The 22,674-nt window shown below is 32.4% G+C and carries 28 protein-coding genes; 10 read left to right on the forward strand and 18 right to left on the reverse strand.

What is annotated here, in order from left to right; translation table 11 throughout:
• Positions 1–178: 178 nt before the first annotated feature.
• Genes ACW9XH_RS04270 through ACW9XH_RS04285 form a run of 4 tightly spaced genes read left to right on the forward strand, consistent with a single transcriptional unit; the run spans position 179 to position 1,080 of the window.
• Positions 179–301 (forward strand): hypothetical protein, encoded by a 123-nt coding sequence (locus ACW9XH_RS04270; RefSeq protein WP_457759407.1) that lies wholly within the window; start codon positions 179–181, stop codon positions 299–301.
• A gap of 2 nt (positions 302–303) precedes the next feature.
• On the forward strand, positions 304–432 hold the full coding sequence (locus ACW9XH_RS04275) for a hypothetical protein (RefSeq protein WP_457759408.1): 129 nt from the start codon (positions 304–306) through the stop codon (positions 430–432).
• Between the two features lie 24 nt (positions 433–456).
• Positions 457–759: a hypothetical protein gene (locus tag ACW9XH_RS04280; protein ID WP_457759409.1), complete on the forward strand. Its 303-nt coding sequence runs from the start codon at positions 457–459 to the stop codon at positions 757–759.
• Positions 760–810: 51 nt separating this feature from the next.
• Positions 811–1,080: a hypothetical protein gene (locus tag ACW9XH_RS04285; protein WP_457759410.1), complete on the forward strand. Its 270-nt coding sequence runs from the start codon at positions 811–813 to the stop codon at positions 1,078–1,080.
• A 23-nt stretch (positions 1,081–1,103) separates the two neighbouring features.
• Here ACW9XH_RS04285 and ACW9XH_RS04290 read toward each other — a convergent pair whose 3' ends face one another.
• Positions 1,104–1,952, reverse strand: a complete 849-nt coding sequence (locus ACW9XH_RS04290) for a TrmB family transcriptional regulator (protein ID WP_457759411.1) — start codon at positions 1,950–1,952, stop codon at positions 1,104–1,106.
• Positions 1,953–2,132: 180 nt separating this feature from the next.
• Here ACW9XH_RS04290 and ACW9XH_RS04295 point away from each other — a divergent pair, with 180 nt between their 5' ends.
• Entirely contained in the window at positions 2,133–2,288 is a 156-nt protein-coding gene (locus ACW9XH_RS04295; protein ID WP_457759412.1) for a hypothetical protein, read from the forward strand.
• 49 nt (positions 2,289–2,337) lie between these two features.
• On the opposite strand, the gene ACW9XH_RS04300 is transcribed toward ACW9XH_RS04295, so the two are convergent.
• Positions 2,338–2,799 carry an Hsp20/alpha crystallin family protein gene (locus ACW9XH_RS04300; protein WP_457759413.1) on the reverse strand — a complete coding sequence of 154 codons (462 nt, stop codon included), beginning with the start codon at positions 2,797–2,799 and terminating at the stop codon, positions 2,338–2,340.
• 146 nt (positions 2,800–2,945) lie between these two features.
• On the opposite strand from ACW9XH_RS04300, the gene ACW9XH_RS04305 reads away from it, so the two are divergent.
• From ACW9XH_RS04305 to ACW9XH_RS04315, 3 genes are all read left to right on the forward strand, one after another.
• The gene (locus tag ACW9XH_RS04305; RefSeq protein WP_457759414.1) at positions 2,946–3,089 is read left to right on the forward strand and encodes a hypothetical protein; all 144 of its coding nucleotides are present in this window, start codon (positions 2,946–2,948) and stop codon (positions 3,087–3,089) included.
• 335 nt (positions 3,090–3,424) lie between these two features.
• A complete protein-coding gene (locus ACW9XH_RS04310; protein WP_457759415.1) occupies positions 3,425–3,643 on the forward strand; it encodes a hypothetical protein in 219 nt (72 codons plus the stop codon).
• Complete coding sequence (locus ACW9XH_RS04315) at positions 3,633–3,821, forward strand: hypothetical protein (protein ID WP_457759416.1); 189 nt, start codon at positions 3,633–3,635, stop codon at positions 3,819–3,821. Before ACW9XH_RS04310 ends, ACW9XH_RS04315 begins: the two co-directional genes overlap by 11 nt.
• A gap of 143 nt (positions 3,822–3,964) precedes the next feature.
• Here the strand turns inward: ACW9XH_RS04315 and corA are convergent, their stop codons facing one another.
• Both corA and ACW9XH_RS04325 read right to left on the reverse strand, forming a co-directional pair.
• Positions 3,965–5,026 (reverse strand): magnesium/cobalt transporter CorA, encoded by a 1,062-nt coding sequence (gene corA, locus ACW9XH_RS04320; protein ID WP_457759417.1) that lies wholly within the window; start codon positions 5,024–5,026, stop codon positions 3,965–3,967.
• A gap of 304 nt (positions 5,027–5,330) precedes the next feature.
• Positions 5,331–6,524 carry a cupredoxin domain-containing protein gene (locus ACW9XH_RS04325; protein WP_457759418.1) on the reverse strand — a complete coding sequence of 398 codons (1,194 nt, stop codon included), beginning with the start codon at positions 6,522–6,524 and terminating at the stop codon, positions 5,331–5,333.
• Positions 6,525–6,638: 114 nt separating this feature from the next.
• Here ACW9XH_RS04325 and ACW9XH_RS04330 point away from each other — a divergent pair, with 114 nt between their 5' ends.
• Positions 6,639–7,079, forward strand: coding sequence for a universal stress protein (locus ACW9XH_RS04330; RefSeq protein ID WP_457759419.1), 441 nt, complete (start codon positions 6,639–6,641; stop codon positions 7,077–7,079).
• Between the two features lie 45 nt (positions 7,080–7,124).
• Here ACW9XH_RS04330 and ACW9XH_RS04335 read toward each other — a convergent pair whose 3' ends face one another.
• The 10 genes from ACW9XH_RS04335 to ACW9XH_RS04380 form a co-directional block, all read right to left on the reverse strand.
• Entirely contained in the window at positions 7,125–8,744 is a 1,620-nt protein-coding gene (locus tag ACW9XH_RS04335; RefSeq protein ID WP_457759420.1) for a cation:proton antiporter domain-containing protein, read from the reverse strand.
• A 366-nt stretch (positions 8,745–9,110) separates the two neighbouring features.
• Entirely contained in the window at positions 9,111–9,365 is a 255-nt protein-coding gene (locus ACW9XH_RS04340; RefSeq protein ID WP_457759421.1) for an Lrp/AsnC family transcriptional regulator, read from the reverse strand.
• A gap of 196 nt (positions 9,366–9,561) precedes the next feature.
• Positions 9,562–11,346 (reverse strand): cation:proton antiporter domain-containing protein, encoded by a 1,785-nt coding sequence (locus ACW9XH_RS04345; protein WP_457759422.1) that lies wholly within the window; start codon positions 11,344–11,346, stop codon positions 9,562–9,564.
• Positions 11,347–11,350: 4 nt separating this feature from the next.
• Positions 11,351–12,097 carry a hypothetical protein gene (locus ACW9XH_RS04350; RefSeq protein ID WP_457759423.1) on the reverse strand — a complete coding sequence of 249 codons (747 nt, stop codon included), beginning with the start codon at positions 12,095–12,097 and terminating at the stop codon, positions 11,351–11,353.
• A 26-nt stretch (positions 12,098–12,123) separates the two neighbouring features.
• Complete coding sequence (locus tag ACW9XH_RS04355) at positions 12,124–12,588, reverse strand: SHOCT domain-containing protein (RefSeq protein ID WP_457759424.1); 465 nt, start codon at positions 12,586–12,588, stop codon at positions 12,124–12,126.
• 74 nt (positions 12,589–12,662) lie between these two features.
• Positions 12,663–13,082: a PRC-barrel domain-containing protein gene (locus ACW9XH_RS04360; RefSeq protein ID WP_457759425.1), complete on the reverse strand. Its 420-nt coding sequence runs from the start codon at positions 13,080–13,082 to the stop codon at positions 12,663–12,665.
• 184 nt (positions 13,083–13,266) lie between these two features.
• Positions 13,267–14,037 carry an N-formylglutamate amidohydrolase gene (locus ACW9XH_RS04365; RefSeq protein ID WP_457759426.1) on the reverse strand — a complete coding sequence of 257 codons (771 nt, stop codon included), beginning with the start codon at positions 14,035–14,037 and terminating at the stop codon, positions 13,267–13,269.
• Positions 14,034–15,665, reverse strand: a complete 1,632-nt coding sequence (gene ggt / locus ACW9XH_RS04370; protein ID WP_457759427.1) for a gamma-glutamyltransferase — start codon at positions 15,663–15,665, stop codon at positions 14,034–14,036. Before ggt ends, ACW9XH_RS04365 begins: the two co-directional genes overlap by 4 nt.
• Before the next feature lie 26 nt (positions 15,666–15,691).
• Entirely contained in the window at positions 15,692–17,884 is a 2,193-nt protein-coding gene (locus ACW9XH_RS04375; RefSeq protein WP_457759428.1) for a M20/M25/M40 family metallo-hydrolase, read from the reverse strand.
• A gap of 301 nt (positions 17,885–18,185) precedes the next feature.
• Positions 18,186–19,493 carry a hypothetical protein gene (locus ACW9XH_RS04380; RefSeq protein ID WP_457759429.1) on the reverse strand — a complete coding sequence of 436 codons (1,308 nt, stop codon included), beginning with the start codon at positions 19,491–19,493 and terminating at the stop codon, positions 18,186–18,188.
• 140 nt (positions 19,494–19,633) lie between these two features.
• Between ACW9XH_RS04380 and ACW9XH_RS04385 the strand changes: the two genes are divergently transcribed.
• Complete coding sequence (locus ACW9XH_RS04385) at positions 19,634–19,807, forward strand: hypothetical protein (RefSeq protein WP_457759430.1); 174 nt, start codon at positions 19,634–19,636, stop codon at positions 19,805–19,807.
• Positions 19,808–20,070: 263 nt separating this feature from the next.
• Here the strand turns inward: ACW9XH_RS04385 and ACW9XH_RS04390 are convergent, their stop codons facing one another.
• From ACW9XH_RS04390 to ACW9XH_RS04405, 4 genes are all read right to left on the reverse strand, one after another.
• Positions 20,071–20,502, reverse strand: a complete 432-nt coding sequence (locus tag ACW9XH_RS04390) for an AAA family ATPase (RefSeq protein ID WP_457759431.1) — start codon at positions 20,500–20,502, stop codon at positions 20,071–20,073.
• Between the two features lie 112 nt (positions 20,503–20,614).
• Positions 20,615–21,412, reverse strand: a complete 798-nt coding sequence (locus tag ACW9XH_RS04395) for an amidohydrolase family protein (protein ID WP_457759432.1) — start codon at positions 21,410–21,412, stop codon at positions 20,615–20,617.
• Complete coding sequence (locus ACW9XH_RS04400; protein WP_457759488.1) at positions 21,409–22,020, reverse strand: GNAT family N-acetyltransferase; 612 nt, start codon at positions 22,018–22,020, stop codon at positions 21,409–21,411. The genes ACW9XH_RS04395 and ACW9XH_RS04400 overlap by 4 nt, the downstream gene beginning before the upstream one ends.
• A gap of 90 nt (positions 22,021–22,110) precedes the next feature.
• Positions 22,111–22,251: a hypothetical protein gene (locus ACW9XH_RS04405; protein WP_457759433.1), complete on the reverse strand. Its 141-nt coding sequence runs from the start codon at positions 22,249–22,251 to the stop codon at positions 22,111–22,113.
• Positions 22,252–22,674 lie beyond the last annotated feature (423 nt).

Here is a 22,674-nt window from a genome sequence, read left to right on the forward strand (position 1 = left end):
TTCATTATAGAAACATGAAATATCTATAGATAGTTAGGCATGAATTTTACAAATACGCCGGTATATACCCACGAGGATCATCATAAAGTATGTTTAAAAAAATTATTGAAAAAATAAGATTTGGTTCCAATAAAACCAAAACCACAGAGAATGTAAAAGAACCTGAAGAAAAATCAAAATGAAATATCAATGTAAAGAATGTGATTTCCAATGGGAAGGAACCGTAGATACTTTTGATAAAGTGCGTGAACACGAAAAAAATCATTTAGAAAAAAATGAATCAAAACAGGAGAATGAATAAAAATGTCAGTACGTTGTAAGGTTTGTAACACATCAAAGAATGTAAATGATCAAACAGATTCTGATGAAACATGGGAATGTAAAACATGTGGCAATACACTCAATGCTCAAGGACATGTAGTTGCATCATAAACAATTCAACATAATTCAAAAGAAATGAATGCCGCATCTAAAAAAGAAGAAACCAAAATCACTTCTGAAATCAAAGTATCTTCAAATAGCAAGTCGAGCACTTCAAAAGATAATGAATTTAAGATATCCCTATCAACAGAAGACATTGACAAAATAGAAGAAGAGATCAGAGGAATCGAAAATGATTCAAAAAAAAGCATTGGAGAATTTAGTTCAGTAGAAGCCGAAGATGAATTAACAGATACAGAAAAAAATCAAAACACATCTAAAAAAAATGATCATATGGCTCCAGAATATTTAGAAAATAGCTGGGAAGATGAGGATTGAACATGACTCCAAGAATTATTCTCTTAAGTAATGGTCACAATAATGATCATTGTGGATAAACTAAAAATAATTACTGAAATTGAAGGTAGAGTAAGCAGGTCAAAAACAAGAGGGCATTCCACATGGACCATAGGGATTACAGATACTCCAAAAATTAGAAAAGATCAGCACAGTAATGAGGGTAAAGATATCAAACATTGGAAAGACTGGTCTACAAGTAATGAAAAAGACAGTAAAGAGATTGAAAAATATTTTCTAGATAAAGGTATGAAAAAAGATAGCGGAGTTGATGGTTCTGCCAATTATATTTACATTTTTTAATTTAGAACAAGTAGGCAACCCATTCAGTATAACGCCTCTCCATTTTCCCAAGATAGCTCAAATAATGAACTCATCATATCAACTAGAGTTTCTGAATCAGACCACCAAGCAAAGACTTGTTTAGTTGGGTGTGTTGCATTGCGCATAAAAATAAGAACCTCTTTTTTGTCATTTATAATAAAACATTTGTTTTCAGAATTTGAGGGTATTGCTCTAATTTTTTCTGAATCCATCTCTGAAAGAAATTCAGGAATCTTGTTTAATGGAGAAACAACCATTTTAAGATTAGTTGGTGCAACATCTATCCAGTCAAACACATCTGAATTATACATTCGAAGTAAATCTAAAACACTGCCATAGATTTTGAAATTGTCATTACTAGAACCAGTCATCTCTTTAATTTTATTATTGATAGGTCCTGATCCATGTAGTAGCTGCATCTTTTCTGATTTGGACTCGTCAGTCTCTACTGCAAAAAATGGAATTTCATTCCACATCTCTGAAAGAGATTCTTCCTTGTTTGCCAAGATATCAATTCTATCCTGTTCTTGTTTTACCAATGTAGATATTGCCTCTTTCATATCCATTGCAATGTATTTCGTAGGATGAGCCAATTCAGCTACAACTAACCCCATATTTTGCAGTGAGTTGACCAGATGATATGTCTCAGTTCTAGGCAACAGTAGTGCCTTTGCTATCTCAGAAGCAGACTTTGAACCATACTTTCCAAGATAAATGAACACCTTTGCCTGGCTTTTAGTAAGGCCAAAATGAATTAGTTCATTTCGGATTTTATCAAGAGTAAGTTTATGCCCATACATTGCAGTGTCAGATTCATTATCAAAAAGATTGATTTGGTTTTCCGAAGTCATTATCAACATGTTCAGTATAGCGATCAAGTTATGTGGGATTGTTTGTTCAAATGAACAAACATTTTCTCATTTTTATGATAATATATCGCAGTAACAGAAAGTATGGATTCAATTGGCCTAGTTTGGAGTTTCCTCTGCAACGACTGAATTATTAATACAGATTACTTTCATCAAATGTGTATGATTCATAAAATAAAATATTTTGAATCCAAACAATTGGCTCCAGGAGTTTATCTTCAAGACATAGTAAATGAATTTCTAGCCCAACACGGTGAAAATATCATTTCCGTATTACCAGTAATGGATAGTGCTTTGTTGGTTCATTATACAGAATAAAACCGTAGAGGGCATATCAAGTCGTCATTTTAAAAATAAAAAAAGAAAATTACTGTACATTGACAGATTTTTTCTTTTGAATAGGAGTAGGCTTTGTTTTTGGCAATGTAATATCCAATACACCATCTGTTAGTTTTGCCTTTACTTTTCCTGGAATGATTTTTTCAGATAGAGGAATTGTTTGATAGTATGAGACACTATGTCTCTCTTTTCTTAGATAGTTTTTCTTTTTTTCCTCTTCTTTGTGTTCTCCTGTAACTTCAATAGAATTATCAGTTACATTGAGTTTTATCTCATTCTTTTTGATTCCAGGAGTATCCATCTTTATTCGAAATTGGTTTCCTTCATCTATAATATCACAAGATGTGTGAGGCATAGATATCGATGGAAAAGATGAAAATGCTTTTTCCATTTCTTTTCTAAAACTTTCAATTGATTTGTCAATATCAAACCAACTAGAACCTCTAGATGGAGTTATAGCAGAATCTGATTTTGCTAGTTTTTTCACCATTCGCATATTACATAAAACATGATTAAATAAACATCGTAAATTGTCACATTTGATAATTAACCGTAATGAAGAATTCAATGTCAATGCAAATTTTCAGAGTTGAAAACAACCAAGCATTTTATTTAAAATAACATTTCAAGAATATCATGACCACATTAAGTGAATTACGTGCATGCAAATCCTGTGGAAATGTATTTACCAAAAAAGCAGGAGTAGTGATCATAACTAGCTGTCCTCAGTGTAAAGGCATCAGTTTTGATACAATATCTGTAAATGATGAAGCATTATAGATAGCATTAGTCAAAGACAATTTCCACATGTGAGAATTTCAGACGAGTTTAACTACCAAAATTGTTCTTTAAAATCATGAGTGATTATTGTGATTGTGGTTCTTGTGGCCATGAAAAAATTAATGAATGTTACACAAAACAATGTCCTTGTTGTTTAACTGATCATCAAGGTGCATTTGCAAAAAATAGATAATACATGATAAATTGCAAATTACTAGCATCTATTTCACATTCCAAACACTGCCTCACAGTGTTCTTTATTAAAAGAAAATTCTTGATTGTCAAAAATAACAATCAGGATAATACTAATGTAAAGAATTCCAGATAATATTATCATGAATTCTGAAATTCAAAAAAAGATCGATGATATTATGATTGAAACAAATGAGAAAGTTTCTGCAATTGTAAATGAAATTAGAGATATTCGATTCTCTAAGATGAATGAACAGGATAAAGAAACAAAATGTGATAAATTAAGAGAAGAGTTTGAAAAAATCATGATTGCGGAGGAGAGAAAAATAGAAAAAATAATGTCGGATTCCAATGAAAATTGATGACATAGATCCAGATTATGAAACAGTAAAGATTGATCAGATTGGAATAATTGATTCTCCTACAGGTGCAGTTGTATTCAAAGACGAAACAGTTGAATTTGCAATGTCTGGTTTTTCATCTGAAGTTGCAATACATATTTCTGATTTTTTAGAGGAAAAACGGGAGGATCCTATTTAATTCAATTATTGCACTTTCGTATTCTTTATCATTAAGAAAATTTTGGGCATTTTGAAATAATAATGAATCATCAATAGTTTGTGCATATACAGTAGGAGCAAAAAATCCAATAAAAAACAATAAAATGAAATATTTTTTCATCATTAAACCCATTTTTTTCTTCTAAAATATCCATAAAGAGTTAGTCCCACACCTGCCATTGAACCTAAAACCATCGGATATGCTATTGGAGATGATAATTCAGGCATATATTGAAAATTCATCCCATATATGCCAGCAATGACAGTGATTGGAACACAGATGGTTGCAACAAGAGCTAATGTTTTCATAATTTCATTTGTTTTGTTAGAAACTGCAGAAATGTAATAGTCATTCATAGAAGATAGTTTGTCTTTTACAGCAGATAAAGAAGACAGAATTTGACTGATATGATCATGAAGATTTCTAAAATAAATCAAATTGGATTCATGTATTAACTGTGAATCACCATCTTCAATCTCATTAAGTAAACTTTCTAAAGGAATAATAGAATTTTGTAGTACTAAAACATCATTTTGAAGTATATCAAGAACAAGTAAATTTTCCTTATCAACATTAAATGCAATAGATTTTTTTAGAAGATCTATACGCTCTCCAATTTTACGCAGTATGACAAAATAATTATCTATTATAGCATCAATTAAAGCATAAAACAAATAATCAGAACCACTTTCATGGATTTTCTTTTTTCCATCTCGTATTCTTTTTCTAATTGGCTCAAAAACATCGCCTTTTGATTCCTGAAAAGAAATTACAAAATCTTTTTTCAAAATCAAATTAATATGCTCCATTCTGATTTCATCATTAGCATCAACATAAAACATCTTCAAAATTGCATATAGAGAATCACAATATTCTTCAATTTTTGCATGTCGTGCAGTATTTACAATATCTTCTAAAACTAATTTATGTATGTCAAATTTGGTTCCAATTTCACATACTAGATTAGTATCATGAATTCCAGTAACGTTTAACCACTTTATTCCGGATTTTTCTTCAATGGTGTGAATGTCATTAATGAGAATTTCTTCTTCAGAAAATGAGGCAACATCATAATTAATTAACTCAAGTTCAATTTTTTCATTTGTCACATCCCCCACATACACAATTGTTCCAGGAGAATCTCCTGGTTTTTTGGATGATTTTCTAAAAAGAGGTAATCTCATATTGTATACGAATCAGTCGAATCATGCCACATATCTAAGTTTTTTATGATAATTCTTTGATTATAGCTTTTTCTGTCATTATGGATTTCTTCAACTAGTTATGCCTACAAATCTTGTTAACGTAAATTCAATTATAATTCATAGATTTAAGGAATATGATCAGTTTATTTGAAATCCGTATTGGGAATCCATAGAGGTTTGAATCATTTTTGTAGATGTACTGAAACCTCTTTCAATAATTGAAGAAAAGAATCATAATGAAAAACAACTTTCCAAAATAATTTTCATATCACCATAAAATAGATTAAAAATAGTCTACAAATCCTCTTTGCAATAAAATTATTGCAGTAGATTCAGTTAAACAAACTGCTTTTCCATTAGACACTTTATTAAATAATTCCAACCCCTCGTTACAGATAACATCACTTGAATCCGTTCCAGATCTCATCTGTTTTAATGGAGACTGAAATTCATTCGGCTCTATTCCATATTCAAAAGATAAAAACAAGCTCTTTGCGCTGGGAGCAGTAATTTTTACATCATACTCTCCAAAGTCTCGCAATGTTCCAGTTGTAGGTACAGTTTCAGTAAATTTAGCAGAATCAGATAATTGAAGATCCTTATGATATACAGTAACGCCTTTTGGAGATACGACATCCAAAGAGATTTCATATAATTGCATAGAGTTTTGTACTATTCCTGAAATGATTATTTCATCACCACTTTCATAGAATTTTTTGTCTGTAATTCCATGGATTTGATTAGCCAAAACATGCTCTTTTGTAATAGATGTTCCAATCACATCAGTCCCCACAACTTTAACTTGTCTAACATGATCTCCCAAAGTCATTGTCAATGTAGTCAGGTCATTGATTTTTGTTAACTCATAGTTTGTGGTTTGTTTGTCATTTATCCAAACAGACTGGGGATTTTTGATCAGGCTTTCAAGCAGTACAACTGTAAATTCATCATTGTTTATTTTTCCTACAAAATTAAAAGTGAGACTATTGCGTACAGTATCCACATCAACATTTACCAAATTTCTTTCTACTTTGTATGCCAGATCTATAGGTGACTCAGATACACCACTCCCTACGTTATGAAATATTTGAAACCCAGTATCAAGATTAATCACATTGACAATTCCAAACATCCAAGGGTGTATTTTACAAAAATATTTGATTTCTCCAATATTTCTCTCATCAAATGTTACAGTGTACTTGCCTCCAGGACCCATAAAACCGCTATCAAAAATTCCAGTTAATCCCAATTCAAGAGTCCCAGAAGTAATAGTGTGATCAACAGAGTCAGCATTTCCCCATTCTACTTTGTCTCCAGGCCTTACAGAAATTTCAGATGGCAAATAATGCGCAGGAGCATCAATTTCGGCAGAACCTGCAGGGATTTGCACCCTCCATGTTTCACCATGAACAGTTGTCGGGCCAAAAATAAAGATTAAAACTAAAAAAAGTGAAATCAAAAGAATTTTTGAATCCATCGCTATATATCGAATTTTTTATTATATTACTAGCAGCATTGATTTTCAAAAATGAAAAGAGAGATCGTGAGAGATGTTTTAAAATATACTGTTTTTTAGGTAGATGTAGGAAAAATGACAAGTAAAATTTTTGAGCACATATTGGTGCCATATAACGGATGCCCAGGAAGTCAAAAGGCATTCAAAAAGGCAATGGACTTGGCACATCTAACAGATTCAAAAATAACAATTTTGACATGCTTAGAAGACAGAGCAACGTTTGGATTATTCAAAACCAAAACACAAAAACAAGAGTTTGAGAATGAACAAAAATTCGTCTTAAAAGAGCATCTCAAACTTGGAGAATATGCAAAGAAGAAAAACATTTCACCAGAGTCTAAAATAATTAAAAGTAACATGGCAGCACAAACAATTCTTGAATTTGCAGATAAACACAGTGTAGATTTGATAATCATGGGAATGAAAAACCGTACGAGATATGAAAAAATACATTATCCGAGTACTATTGAAGATGTTTCAAAGAATTTTCACGGGGCAATTTTAATTTTAAATTAAAATTAGTTATTTTTTAAATATTTTATGAATAAAAAATAGTATAAATTAATCTGTTTTTGGCTTTTTAATATCAGATAGTAAATTCATAATTGCCTCATCAGTGATTATTCCAATAACTTTTCGAAGATCATTTGGATCAACAACAGGAATCATATCAAATGGATGAGAGTTCATCTTTTGAATTACGGTAAAAAGATAATCATCAGGTAATGTTGTATGAAATTTTTCATACATTATATCACCAATTGTGATAAGATCTCGGGTTTTTTTATGAGATTTGTCTATTTCTCGTTTTGAGACAAGGCCTACTAATTTATCTTCATTGTCAAAAACAAGAAATGGTTTTTTTGTTACAGTGTTTTTTTCAAGGAATTCTTTAACTGTAACTTCCGGGGTTGTTTTTGAAAATGCAGTATTAATTACCGCAATTGCAGGAGTGTCAGATACCACTCTTCTAAAATAGAGTGGTACAAGTCCAAGTTCAGATGTTCCAACCTTGAAAGGAGTGATTTTCTTTAGTTTACGCTGAAGTTCAACACTAGATATTATCATGGTGATAAGAGTACCAAAAACTAAAAGAGAAAATAATTTGTTATCCATAATTTCTGCTTGTAGTAATGATAACATCAGTGCTAAATCTACTGCGCCTTTTGACATTACACCATAAGCAACAGTTGTCGCAGGTCGCATTTTGGCTATCCGTACAGCAATATACGAACTCAAAAACTTTACACCAGTCATAATTAGAATAAAAACTGCAATGATCCACCAATCTAGTTCCAAAAAGGCCAAACTGAAATGCAGGCCAATTCCTGCAAAGAAAATCGGAATGAATATTCCATACCCTATCGCACCAATGTTTTTAGAAATTTCATGATATTCATCCCTAGTCATTCTAGAGACTGCGATTCCCAAGAGAAGTGCGCCTATTGCACCATGAACCCCACTGATTTCAGCAAGATATGCAACAAGAAGAATCATTCCTATCACGATACCAAAATATGCTTCTTTGACACGAAGATGATTTTTGATTAGCCTGAAAAATTGCGGTAATCCATAGACTGAAACAAATGCAGCCACACCAAAGAAAATAATCATTTTAGCAAAGAGCCAAAGCATTTCAGAGATTTCCAGAGATTCGGAGCTAGTATCCATCTGAATAAAGACGCTGACAAAAATAATTGCAATAAATTCTACAATTGCAGTTACGGTAAAAATTTCAAGGCCAATAGTGGATTTTAATTTTCCAAGATCACTGAGAACCTTTGCAGTAACACCCAAACTAGATGCAGCAATTACACTTGCAATAGCAAATGATTGAATGAAACTCATATCTATGGCGAGTCCAAAAATACCAGCAATTGCAAATGGGATTAAAAATGCAATAGCAGCACCTGCAAAAATCCTGCCTTTCATCACCTTGAATAATCCAGCAACATCGATTTCTTCTAGTCCAATTAGAAAAAATAGGAAAAACACACCAATTGAAACAAAAAGTTCTATCGCTTCAATTGGATGAACAATAGCTAAAAATGCAGGACCTACAATTATTCCTGCAATAACATTTCCAAGAATTGTTGGCTGACCAATTCTATGAAGTAATTCGCCTCCAAGCTTTGATGCAATTACCAGTACTGCAATGAATAGAATTGCCTCAAAGGACATACTTGATTATGAAATTAATTTTCCATAAGATAAACTAATCAATGGCCACCTCCAAAAAATTGGAAAATTTGCCTTCGCTCATAGATTGCAACAAAAATTAAAATTATCAATCCTATAATCAAACTGACATATTCCGAAAAGAATCTAGATGAAACCTCCCATATACCCCTCCAAAACAAAACAAGGCCTATCCCTGTAATCAATAAAATGATTGTTCGCTTAGTGGAAATATTATTTTTCAAGTTCAATCTATTTTATTTTGATAACAGGTTTTTAGATTTATAGATTGCATTGTAAGGAGTATGTTCTGACAATATTTCGCCAATATGTCTGTCCCAATGAATCCATCCTAAAAGTTATCACATACTAATTTTCTTGATCAATACTTCCACCTTGACCATACAACACATGCATTGTAAAAGTATCAGTAATATCAGGATGATTTCGTAATCTTTTGATTATTTGCTCTACTCCATTAGGATCTGAAGTCCTAATTTTTATAAAAACATCATACTTTCCCCATATGCCATTAATTTCAATAATTTCTGGCAATTCCTTGAGTTCCGCAATTACGTTGATTTCACGACCAGTATTACAATTTATGAGGATGTATGCTTGCATGGTTTTAATTGTATTTATGATAAATAAAGATCACCGCTCAAATTACACATATTTGTAAAGTTAGACTCGAAACTTGCCACATTTGTTAAATACAATTTTTGAAATAAATCCTACGGAGAATTTCTTAGAAAAGGTTCTTGATTTTATAACATCACTTTCAGGATAAGACAACCTAAAAAATTTATTTTTTTATTATTTATTCAGATTCTAAATCTTCATCTTCTTTCATTAAACTGTCCATAATATGCCCATGGGATAATTTTTGAAACACAAATACAGAATCTGTGATTAGTAATATCGCCACAGCAAGACCAATGCCTGAAATAATAAACGGCAAAAAGGGCAAAAAGTGCATATCACCCACATATGGTTGTATGACAGCAACCAATATCAGAATAAAACCAGTAAAGAAAATATTTCGCAGTAATCTATGAAGAGGCTTTTCTTCCAACTTTGTAGTGTCAGTTGGGATTAATTTTGTAGATAAAATATCAGACATGTTTGTAACTAGTTTTTCAATTTTACCAAGCATTGCAATTACAGGATAAATAATTAACAGTACACTCACAATAGTTAATAATATTTCAGGCTCTATTGCTAATGGAATACCAATTTGGTTCATGACATTTACAATATCATCATTAAAGTAATCAATTACAGCTAAAATTGCGATTACTATCATTAAATTTACAAAGAATTTTGGACCGTATTCTTTGAGCATTTTATTAAATGAGTTATCATCATCTGATGAATTCATTAATTCATGGAAAAATCTACCTACAATGAAAATGGGTTTTAATATTTTCATTGGAACATAGCTTGCCCTATCTGCATTTGTAGGCAGTATTTTTAACAGCAATGGCATACATAGCATCGTAGCTAACGTTACAAGCATTGTTACTGGATACAAGGTATCCCTTACAGAGCCACTATCCACTGCCTGTTTTGCCATGATAAATGAAAATTCACCACGTGGCACCATAACAGACCCAATAGTAGAAGCACCATGGATATCATGGCCCCCAACAGATGCTCCAAAGAAATTACCCACATATTTTCCAATAACTGCTAAAATTATGATAGGTATTGAGATTAATGCAACTTCAGGGATTGCCATGATGTTTACAAGCATTCCAATAGATACAAAAAATATCACCCCAAAGAAATCGCGTAACGGGAGAATCTTTTTAGTTATTTGTTCAGAATGCTTGGATGATGCAATAATCATTCCCATGATAAATGCACCAATTGCAGAACTTTGCCCCAGAAAATGAGCGAGAACTGCTAAACCAAAACCCAAAGCTAATGCAGTAATGAAGGGAGCTTCAGGAATATCCAACCCGTGAATTTTTTCTAAAAGTTTTGGAATTAGTTTGATGCCCAAACCTAACGCTATCACAAAGAAAGTTAAACTCTGTAAGACTAAAATTCCAATTCCAGTGAAATCAAGGTCTGCACCAGCTGATACATTTCCCAAAATTACTAAAAGTAAAACAGCTGCAATATCTTCTACTATCAAAATCGTTATGACAGTGTTGAATTCTTTTGTTTTGACTAGTTTAAGATCCCTCAACACTCGAAGGGAAATCGCAGTACTACTGATAGATAGAATTCCTGCTAGATAAAGGGCCTCCAGGTGAGTCCAGCCAAAAGAAAATGCACCAATGTATGCCAAGAAAAACATTATTGAAAGTTCAGACATTCCGACGACAATAGGTTTTATTCCAGCTTTGCGCAGTTTCTGTAAACTAAATTCCAACCCAACAACAAAAAGTAAAATAATAATTCCAAGTTCTGCCAGTAGATTAATCAGTTCTACATCATCAACAATTCCAAGACCATATGGCCCCGCAATCATTCCAATTAAAATAAAACCAATAATCGTAGGAAATTTAATTTTTTTCATTATTCCAGCTCCAATCATCCCTCCGCCTAAGAGTAAAGCCAATAATGCAAGAAAATCAGTTACTTCAACGGTCATAATATCAAATAATTTTTCCAGTTACAGCATCTACTCTAGCAATTGCAACTTTACTTTTCTTATCATAACATTTTGTCTCATAAATTGGAACAAATATCTCACGAAATTCAGTCACAACATATTCCTCATGATTAATTTTCAAATTGTGTTTAAGGCTTTCTTTGAGTTTATGAAATAGTTTTGAAAAAATTTCATCATCAGTCATTTTGATTCTTCGAATATGTCCTCGATTTACATCAAGTGTCCTTTGAACATAATTTTCTACTGCATCAGAGTTAGTACTGTAAGAAAAAGCAGTGTCCAATTCATTGTGATCAAGATACATAGAATCAGTCATGCTTTTAACCGCATTTTCAACCACATTTAGTTCCAAATCTTGTTTGGTAATTCCAACTCCGTGTTTCACTTTTTTACCAAATTTCTTCCACACACCAGATTCGTTTAAGATTGGAAATTTTTTAGTTCCAATTGAAACTTCAACAACATCAGGATCCACTTTAATCACGTATGAAACATTTCGATCAAAATCAATTTCATAATGGCCGGAAATGAAAATGAATTGCTCCAAATACAATTGGGGAGTTTCAACTGTAATCTCGTCAGATTTTGGGCGTCTTAACGCAGAACCAAAAAGAGATGTTTTCTTTTTATCTAAAACTTCCACAATGTCTTGAGGTAAGAGTTTGGTTCTAAGAACGATAGTTTTTTTTGTTGGGGCGTTACCAGGTTTTAGAGTTATTTCATCGGTCAATTTTATCTCAAATTCATTCTACACATTCAAATTCTATCTAAGATCTTTTTCTTTTTATCATTGAATTCTTTCTCAGTGATTATTCCCAATTCTTTAAGCTTTGCTAGTTTTTCTAAGATATCAAGACTTGAAGCACCGTATTGTGTACCAAGTTTGATTCGCCCTACAATTAATTCAAAAAAGTAGAAAAATGCATTGGTGATTTTTTTATAAAATTTAGGACTGTTCTTTTTCAGCATATTTTTTTGCTCTAAACCTTTTTCTTTAATTTTTAATGAACTGATTTTCAATGTTTTGAGATATTCTTGAGATTTAAGAAAATCTGTTGTATTGTTAGCAATATGAGTTATCTTTTCTAGAGATTCTTTACCTAATTGTTTTCCGTGTTCTATAGTTTGAACATAATTATTTGAGACATCGTCTAAAATATTCTCTTGTTTTTTCTTGAGAGTTTTTCCAGAACTTTGAGATTTGACTTTTTTATTGGTCATGTTGTTGATTTCAAAATTATAGTGTAATGGTGCTATTTTAATATCTATATTGTTAGGGTGTACTAATTGTAAAACTAGGCTTTAATCGTAATTTTATCACCAACACCAACAATCCTATCAGAAAGAATAATTTTTGATTTAAATCGTGATTTTATTTCAAGGGACTTAATCTTGTTTGTTTCAGAGTCAAGATTAATCTGGATTACTTTTCCCACAGATTTTCCATCCACATCCACAATCTTATCGTTTGGTTTTATTGGGATTGAATTTAATTTAAGAGAGGATTCAGTTAAATTTTCAAAATAAGTGACAGATAAGAAATACTCTGAAAACAATCTCTTTTTTACCATAACTCCTGAAATTGAGTAAGTTTTAGGGTCAATACACAAAGATCTTATTTTCCCACAATCATTGCCCTTACTGTCAAAAACAGATAAACCGAGAAATTGTTGACCAGACCAGTATTTTGTCAGAAATTTACTTTTATTTTTCATTTTTTGAACCTATGAGATTTCTTTAGAACGTTTTGAAGAGCAGCAAACCCTGTACAAATCATGAAATTCATTTCCGCAATGTTTGCATGTTCTAATCATACTCACAAAATAAAATTAAAAGATCACCTAATCAGAATTAGACTCAAACAAAATTGACATTTGATGTATCAGATAGATACTAAAATTAAATTTTTGAGAATAAAAGATCAAGTGAGTTTTCAAATTGTTTGTTTAACTTTTGAAGATGATTAGAATCTACAGAAAGGGCATCTTCATCAAACCAAGGAGATGATAGATACAAATCCCTATTCATCTCAACTTGAATCCAAGGAATAGGGTTATTTCCATATGTTTTGGTTATATGGCCCCCATGAAAAGGATCATTTAGAGATATTTCATTTCTATCAATAGAATAAGATTCAGATATAGAGTCAGATAACAACTCAATCATTTCTTGTGATGATGTTTGTCCATCATTATTAGAAAGGCAGAACATAGGTCTTTTTGATTGGGTTTTATCTGGAGAAAAATATGGAGCAGTAGAGGCCATAGAATGGCAATCCAAACACAACTGTAAATCTAATTCATCAATACTTTTTTGAATTGAACTATGATATGGGTTGTAATACAATTCAATTAGCATTGTTTTAAGTGAATCATCGGGCTCTTTTCCATTCGTATAGATGGGTTTGTCATAACAGGTCTTGCTCTTAATTAATCCATCAGGATTATTTGGAGGCATGTCTTGTAAAGAACGATTAAGATCTACAAAGGCTCTTGCAATGTCGGTTTTAATTACACGTTGGACTTTATCACCCAAATCATAAAGTTCAATCACAAAAGGATCAGAATCATCAAACAAGTCCTTGTTTGTAATTGACAAGTGGCCATCAAGTTCTGGAGGTCTTCTTGTTCCACCATGTGGTATCGATAACAGTATTGGCAGTTTGGTCAATTCAATCCCTCTGCAGTTCCATCCCGTCTGACTTCTGCAACTCCTTGAAATCCATCGCCTGCTTGACATTTCATTACAGCGTGTATTGCACCATGATAAAATGAATACCTGTCTTTTACAGAAATATCATACCCCATATCTTTAAGATAGTCAATTATCTCAGTACGAAATCCCCCATCTTCTATACTAACAGTGCCATTAATGGAACAATGAAATCTGGGTCTTTCAATTGCATCACTCATCGGCAAATCACTGTCAATAATCCTTGAAAGAAACTGTGTCACTGTAGAAAATATTCTCTGGCTACCTGGACTTCCAAGTACCATCCATAGTTTAGAATTATTGAAAATCAAAGCAGGAGAAACTGAAGTCCATGGAATTGAATTAGGTCGAATATAGAAAGGATGGTTTGGATTAGTAAATTCAAATGCAGACATGTAATTATTGTATAGAAATCCCAGACCGTCAGCTGCGGCTTTTGAGCCATAGGCAAGTTCTACTGACTGAGTTATTCCCACTGCATTTCCATCACCATCCATTGTTGAAAGATGCGTCGTGTCTTCACCTCCAAAATCAGGATCAATCATAGGCAAAGTAGCATCCATTGAATTGTGAATTGAATTTGCCATCTGTTTTGCAAAAGATCTTTGAAGATGTATTTTTTCCTCAATTTGATTATAGGTGTGACGATTAAATGGTCGCTGTACTCTGTGCAAGAATGCCTTTCTGAAAGTTTCTGCAACAAAATGGTATGAGCTGGGTTTTGAGCTACGCAAAAACTTTGAAGGAAGGTGATTTAGCATCATCAATGTAAGTAGCAAAGTTCTTCCAGCAGCAGGAGGAGGTAAAGTAACAACTGAAACATGTCTATACTTCCTGCTGATGGGTTTTCGTACAAGGGGTTCAGGAATGTATGCCAAGTCTTCGTCTTGGATTAATCCTCTATTATTTTTCATGTCTTGAACAATTTTTTTAGCAATATCACCTTGATAGAAAACACGGTACCCAAATTCAGAAATGGCAGTAAGTGTTTCAGCCAGATCCTCTTGAATGAATCTGTCACCTACACTGTATGGAACTAGCCCGTCCTTTAAGAAATATTTAGCGCCAGATTTTGATTTAATTGAAAGAAAGTTTTCTAGTTCTCGTTCTTGTAAATCATGTTGAAGTTGAGTAATTTTATATCCTTTTTTGGCAATGTGAATTGACGGTGTAACTATTTTTTGCCATTCTAGTTTACCATATCGTTCATGCAAAAATCCAATCATGGAAAGAGTGCTTGGAACTGTAGTTGCCTTGTATCCTAGACGGCGATATTTTTTCTTAGCATAAACTGAGGAATGTGCCAATGATGGAGAACGACTAGAACCGTCAATTGCATATGACTTTCCATCGATATGAATAATTCCCATAGATTGGCCTCCAAGTCCAGAGGCCTGAGGCTCACATACGCCCAATGCCAAAGCAGTGGCACACGCAGCATCAATTGCATTACCTCCTTTTTTGAGCATTTCAACTCCTGCTTTTGTAGCATCAGGGAATGCAGATGATACCATTCCTTTTTTTGCAACAGAGCATTTTTTGTCTTTAGTTGAAGTAAATGATGATTCTATTTTTTCTATATCCATATTTGTTCTCTTAATTTAGAAATAATTTATTTTTCTTCCTGTGCGCATTTGTTAATAGTCAATGCCAAGAGAAGGGATCTGTCTATCAAACTATCTTTTAGAATATACTCATTTGGAGAACGAAACTCGCCTCCTATTGGACCAAGTCCTTCCAAGGAGGGAATGTGTTGTGGAACATGACTAATGTCTGAAGACATACCTCTGTGATTAGATTTTATTTTAATTTCTAATCTATCTGCCATCTCTTGAACTATTCCATACAATTTTTTTGTGTTTGTTGATTCAGGGTAAGGATCACGACGAACACCTTTAGATATTTCAATATCTAGTTTTATCTTTTCTTGTTTTTTTAGTATAGATTTTATTTCTCTTTCTATATCATTAGCATCAGATTTAGTTTTGAATGTCGTATAAAGAGATATCGATGCATGATCAGGAGAGCTGCCCAAAGATGTTTGTGCATTAATAGAGGTTATTCTAACTGCATTATCTTTTTTTGACAGTTTGTTTATAGAAATAATTTTTTTACAAACAGTTGGAATTAATTCTGAAATTGTCGGATTGATTGATTCTGTAATGTTTGAAATATTTATTTTGTATTCATCTTTTCCTGATGCAGAAGTAATTATACCTCCATCAAGTGCACCCCACTTTAATCCAATTACATATTTTGTATTTTTGGAATAAGACTCTATTAGAGATTTAGCATATTGTCCCCCTATACTATCATCAGTGGTTAATAAAATGCCACATTTAATTTTCTTCAATTTCTTTGAAAATCTTAATGCCTGTAACGCAGAAAGCATTACAGAAATTCCACCCTTACTCTCAGAAATTCCTGAACCATATAATTTAGCCTTGTCTTCTCTAAATTGTACAAAATCTCTAGCAGCATAAGGAGTGTCTAAATGAGAAATCAAAAGAACATCATTTGTTTCTCCTTCATGATTAGTAAAATAACGAACATCTCCAATGTCAAATTGTCTATGAATATGTTCAGAAAAACCCAAATGAGTTAATCGTTTAGAGAGAATTGAACCTAATCTATTAATATTTTCAACATTTCTTATGCTTGTGTTAATTTTACAAAGTTCTTGCAGCAGATCAATAGTTGTACGTAAATGACTACGAAGATAGCTTCTTGCAGCAATTCGTAATGGTTGACTGCGAATATTTTCAGAGGCATCCATTTGTGGAGAATGTGTTGGAGATTCTCCAAAGTATCTTATCACTGCAACATCAAGAAGTTTGTTGATAAGAGATTCGTAAGTATATCCAGCAGCCTTTGCCGCATATACAAAAGAGCCAGTAAGACCAAGACTTGCCATAGAATTTAATTCTAAAATATACATGTGTCCATCTTTATCCATACGGAAATCAACTCTGCAGAAATCATGAATGCCAAGTTTTTTGTAAGACACAACACACAAGCGTTTCATTTCTTCTACTTGTTCTACAGTTAGTTTTGCAGGACATATTTTATCAAGAGGTGTTTCTACCTTGTCGGATTTTGTTTGAATTTTATCTGGATTACCTTGTAAATCAATTTCTACAATAGGTAAAACCTCAACACTGTCAGCATTTCCAAGTAACCCTACTGCAAACTCTCGTCCTGGAATAAATTGCTCAACTAATGCATCTTGATGATACTTTTCAATTTCCTCTTTAACTGCATCTCTCAGATCATTCCAGTTATCTACAACTTTCATACCCATTGATGTAGATTCAGATGTTGGTTTCACGATTACAGGAAAAATTATGTCATCAAATTCATCAGCATGGTTTGAAAATACCCAAAACCCAGGTGTTGGGATATGGTTTCTTTGTAAAACAAGTTTTGTCATTACTTTATCTTGAACTATAGCATGTGCTTCAGGTCCTGAACCAAGATACGGTACACCAAGCATTTCAAGCAAAGCTGGAACGTGAGTGTATCGGTTATGACCTTGTAATCCATACGCCATATTAAAGACAAGACCTGGTCTATCACCATCCATTACTTTGGGCATAAAATTATGCATCTCATCAATAGCATGCATATTTGCCTCAATCAATTTTACGGTGTGGCCACCTTTTTCTAAAGCTTTGGCAACTCGTTCAATTGTTTTTGAAGAGTAGTGTTCTTGTGTAGGAATATCAGAAATGTTAATGACATCGGAAGGTTCAATTATCTTTTTATTATACATTAAAGCTATTTTCAATACATACCAAGTTTTCATCTAGTAGAAAAACTGATCTTCATTAAAAAATAGAAGAAAACAGTTATTTTTCAAGGAATATGCGCATAATTAAAAAATCTTTGAATTTATGTTGAATTTAGTATTAGAAATTAATTTTTAAATTCAAGTAAAAATAAAATACAGAAATCGACACAGTTAGATGTAAAAAATAAAAAATACAATCCGTATCCCAACAATTTCTATGACTATCGATAAATTTCTAATAGAATGTTGTAAAAATCATTGTGTCACATCATCTTTTGAATTTGTTGAGAAAATCATTGAGCCTTTAGCAATAAAGTCATTTATTTTTTTTATCCAATCCAATATGCTTGAGGAATTTATTTGACTCTGTTAAAGCATGTTTTCTAATTTTCAATCTATCTTCTTTTTTGATAGATTTTGAGACCAAATGGAGCATTTCATCCATTAAATTGATACCACCATGGGCGCCTTTTTTTAATCCTAACTGATACAACAATGGAAGATTCGCCATATTGGATTTGGTTTGCATGCTAATGTCAGGCAAAGCAGGATTCTTTGTGTCAGGGGATTCTATTTCAGTAAAAGCATCTACTACTTTTGAGAGTAAAATGTCAAGATTCTCACTGATATTCATCTCAAGTTTAGTAGTCTTTTCTTTTCGTGCATTCATAACAATTCTTTTGATTTTCAATAATGCCTGATTGGTATCTACAGAATCAAAGTCATTGGCAGAAAGATCAAGATTGAAATCATGCATGAATGCAGTTGCAATGTAAGAGATAGCCTCTTTCTTACAAGATGCCTTGGTAGTTCCAAAAGGGCAATTATCACAATTGGTTGTAAAATATCGTGCACCTCTTTGACCAAAACTTGAAAGGATAATTTTGTCGCTGTCTCGTAGTTTGCCAATTGTTCTTGAAACAAGTCCTTCATCAACTAACAAAGCTTGTGAAATTTCTTGATTTGAATAAGAACCTTCATCAAGTAAGTTCAATATTTCTTCTTCTAATTCACCAGGAGAACGTCGGGATTGTTCTTCTATTGCATCAGACAAATAATGAGATACGATTTTGTCATCTTTTTCATGATTGATTACAAAAGTCTCCCCATCATACTGTGCATCTAATCCAGACAAAGTTTCAGCCTTTATGATTTTGTTAATGAGTTTATCGAGATTTTTAATTTTAAAATATTTTAAAAGTTCAGATAGTTTTTCTTTTGTAATAGATAGATTTCCAGATGCACATACATGGTATAAAGCCCACCTAATCTTTCTTTCATCGCTTCTTTCAATTAATCGTAGTAATTTACAAAAATCATCAATCTGGTTCCATTTAATATCAGTAATCTCTTCTTTGGAATTTTTAATCATCAAAGTTTTATCCAAATCTTTTGTAAATTTTTCAAATAGTTTTACAAGTTCAGACTTTTTAATTTTAGATAGTTGTGGTGTTTTAGTACTTTTAGAAAGCATCTCCAAAAACTCTCCTTTTAGTAATACATCATCATCTCTAAAGGGTTTGGTCTCATACCTTAAAAATTCAAAAAATTCCAAGGATTTGTCAAGCAGTGAAACTGGGGGAAATACTCTAAGCCCAGCAAGATTTGAGGTAGACATGCCCATGAAGGCATTAAACTAGTTGACTATTTATTCATACAAAGATATCTAGATGACTAATAATTGTACCAAAATAACTAATTTGTTTTGTTTTGATTTTGAACAAAATTCTGTTGCTTTAATATCAAAATTGCAGTCTTGTCTTTATGAGTACATCACAACTCCTTACCGAGGACAGACATCTTGAATATAGAACAAATCTGATCATAAAAAAACAAGTACAAGAAGGACAAAAACGTTCACCGACAACAGAGATGTTTGGCTATCCATGGCAAGAATTTCAAGGATTGTCATGGACGTTAATGGATGATGAATACTAAATGTCAATTAGTCAAATCTGGAAACATTGTAAAACTCAACATGTGAATGAAGAGACAGAATCCATATTCATTCCATCAACATCACATAGGAGTGAGTCATGATTCAGCAAATAATAGATCACATGTATAATATTTTAAAAAAGAAAAGAACCGAAGTACATTTTGATGATGAATTACTTGGGACATACAAATGAGCAGATACATCATGATAAAGAAGAAAAGAAGGAAATTATTTGACGACGTAGACGAGGAATAAAATTTAATCAAGTATCTTTAGGGGATTCGTAGTCCTTTTTTACAATTAATTCATCAAACCCTTCTTCACTAACAGGTGTTTCTAGTTGTCTGATTTGTTTGTAAATTACTGCCAACGGGAATGGATCACGTCTACTTTTTTGTCTTTTTTCAAGCAATCCCCTCGAGGTATTCATTAAAACCCCCCTCACTTTTGCATTGTATTTCTTTGCAAGATCTATGTGCTGTTTTCGTATAGCAATAGTTAGATTAGTATCATCAATTACAACGCTTTTTCCTGCTTTCAAACATTCTTCTATGTATTCAAATTCTTTTTTTCTAATATTATCAAAAAATGATAAAGCCACACGTTCATGATCAAAATTTGCTTTGATGTAAGTTGTTTTTCCACTTAGTGCAACTCCAATCATTAAAACATATTCTAATTTCTGCACATGCATTCCAATTCAATCTAAGATTTAACTTCATCTTTGATAATCACAGTATTGGCTAATTTTATACTACCAAAAATATACATTGTTTATTTATCGATAGAAATAACGTTGTATAGAATTAGATTTTAAACAATTCTTTTGCATTTTTATACATCAAATTATCCCTAAACTCTTTTTTAATTGTAAGTTTAGCTACAAAATTAAGGTATGAATCCATGGTGCTAATTGGCCAATCAGTACCATACAAAAGATATCTTGGCTCTCCTGCATAATTTATCAATTCTGCAACCTTATCTTTCATCATCTTTTCAAAAAAGTGATCAAAAGATCCAACAACAAGTCCAGATACATCAGCATAAACATTTTTATTTTTATAAATTACTTCTTGGGCGTCTTGTATCCAAGGATTTCCTAAATGACACATTACAATTTTTAATTCTGGATTATCAACTGCAACCTCATCAAGATTAAGAGGTCTTGAAAATCGTAGTTTTCCTTTCTCAGAATACGTATCTCCGGTGTGAAACATTGCAGGAATACCAAATTCAATGCAAGTGTCATAGACTTTTTGATATCTTTCATCGTAAGGATAATAGTGCTCATATCCAGAATAAATTTTCAAGGCTTTAATTTTACCGTCTTTGATCAATTGTCTATAATTTCTAAGATCTTCATCAGTGTGATTATCTATGGTGAAACCAGCTGCGACTCCAAGATTATCATATTTTTTAATTCCATCGATGATTTGTTCAGTTGAAGGTCTCTCTGAATTTACTTTGTAAGAAGATAAAATTATGGCATAGTCAACATTGTTACTAGTCATTTCAGTTTGTAGCATTTCTAATCGGTCTTCCAGTAATGGAATATTTTGGGTCAGTTCATATTGATTCACGTGAACATGGCAGTCAATAATCATTGTTTTTCTACAAAATTTGGATTTTTCCATTCAATAAAAGTTGCATTATTCAATGATCTTGGATCTTTCATATAATTAGGCAATATTTTGATGAATTTGAAGCCATTTCTTATCTGAAATGACAAAACGGGCTCTTTAATTTCATGACGCTTTACTTTTGCAACATATTCTAAAGGCGTTAGATCTTTTGCATGTTCGCAATAATTTATCAGTCTAGCTCCTGCAATTATTCTTCGTAAGTTGAGATCTGCCGCTAATTTTTTTCTTGCATCATAAAGTTTTGTAGATACACCCAACCGTCTATGGTCTGGATGTGAGGACACATCGGCACCATACAAAGAATCTCCATTAGGATCATGGTTTTTAAAAAAACTATCTCCGCAAACAGCCATCCAAGTATGGTCTTCATATTCGGATTCCAGTTTTATGATCAAGCTGCTGCAAGACCCCACAATTTTTCCATGATACTCTGCAACGAATTGCCCTTGAGGGAAAACTTTGAGATGTGCTTTGAGTTGATCTGGTTTCCAGTAAACTCCCTCAGCAGCCATTACTGGAAATGCAATCTTTTGCAATTCAACAACTTTTGGAATGTCTTCATTTGTCATTTGTCGTATCAACACAGGACTGTGTCTAGTATGTGGATGAGAAGTGGTCATAATTTTTTTGTTATATATATTTGAAACTTTTACACATAATTAATACATCGTCTTCATTCTTTTTCTTTTTCTTGAATCTTTTTCATTAGATATGGATTCTAATGAATGATCATAATCAGGATACAGTTTTTCAAATTGTTGTTCTATTGTGTTTTTTTCATCAGAGAGAGTATTATTCATAATTTTCACACATCATTTCTATGCCAAACTAAATCCTTTTCTTTGCACGTATTTGAACAATAATCACTTTCATGATCTAATTTGATTGCACAGTAATCACAATGAACTGATTTATCAAATAATTTGTCCTCAGTCGTAAATTCTCTATATTTTATCAACTAATACGACGATGAAGAAACCATTTAAAGGCCAATCATAAATTGAGTTGATTCTGAATTAAATCAACTAATTGATTCCACATTCCATATTCTCAATTTTTCAGTGGTTAAAATGACTATTTGAAAAAACGATATAAAATGCCCGATGAATCTTGCCGTAATTGTGGTTTTGAAATTAAACCATTGTCTAAATGTCAATACTGCCTAACAGCAATTCAACACATATGTACAAAATGTAAAATGGTTACGGATGTAAAATTTCATT

Source organism: Candidatus Nitrosopumilus sp. bin_32a, from assembly GCF_054095935.1.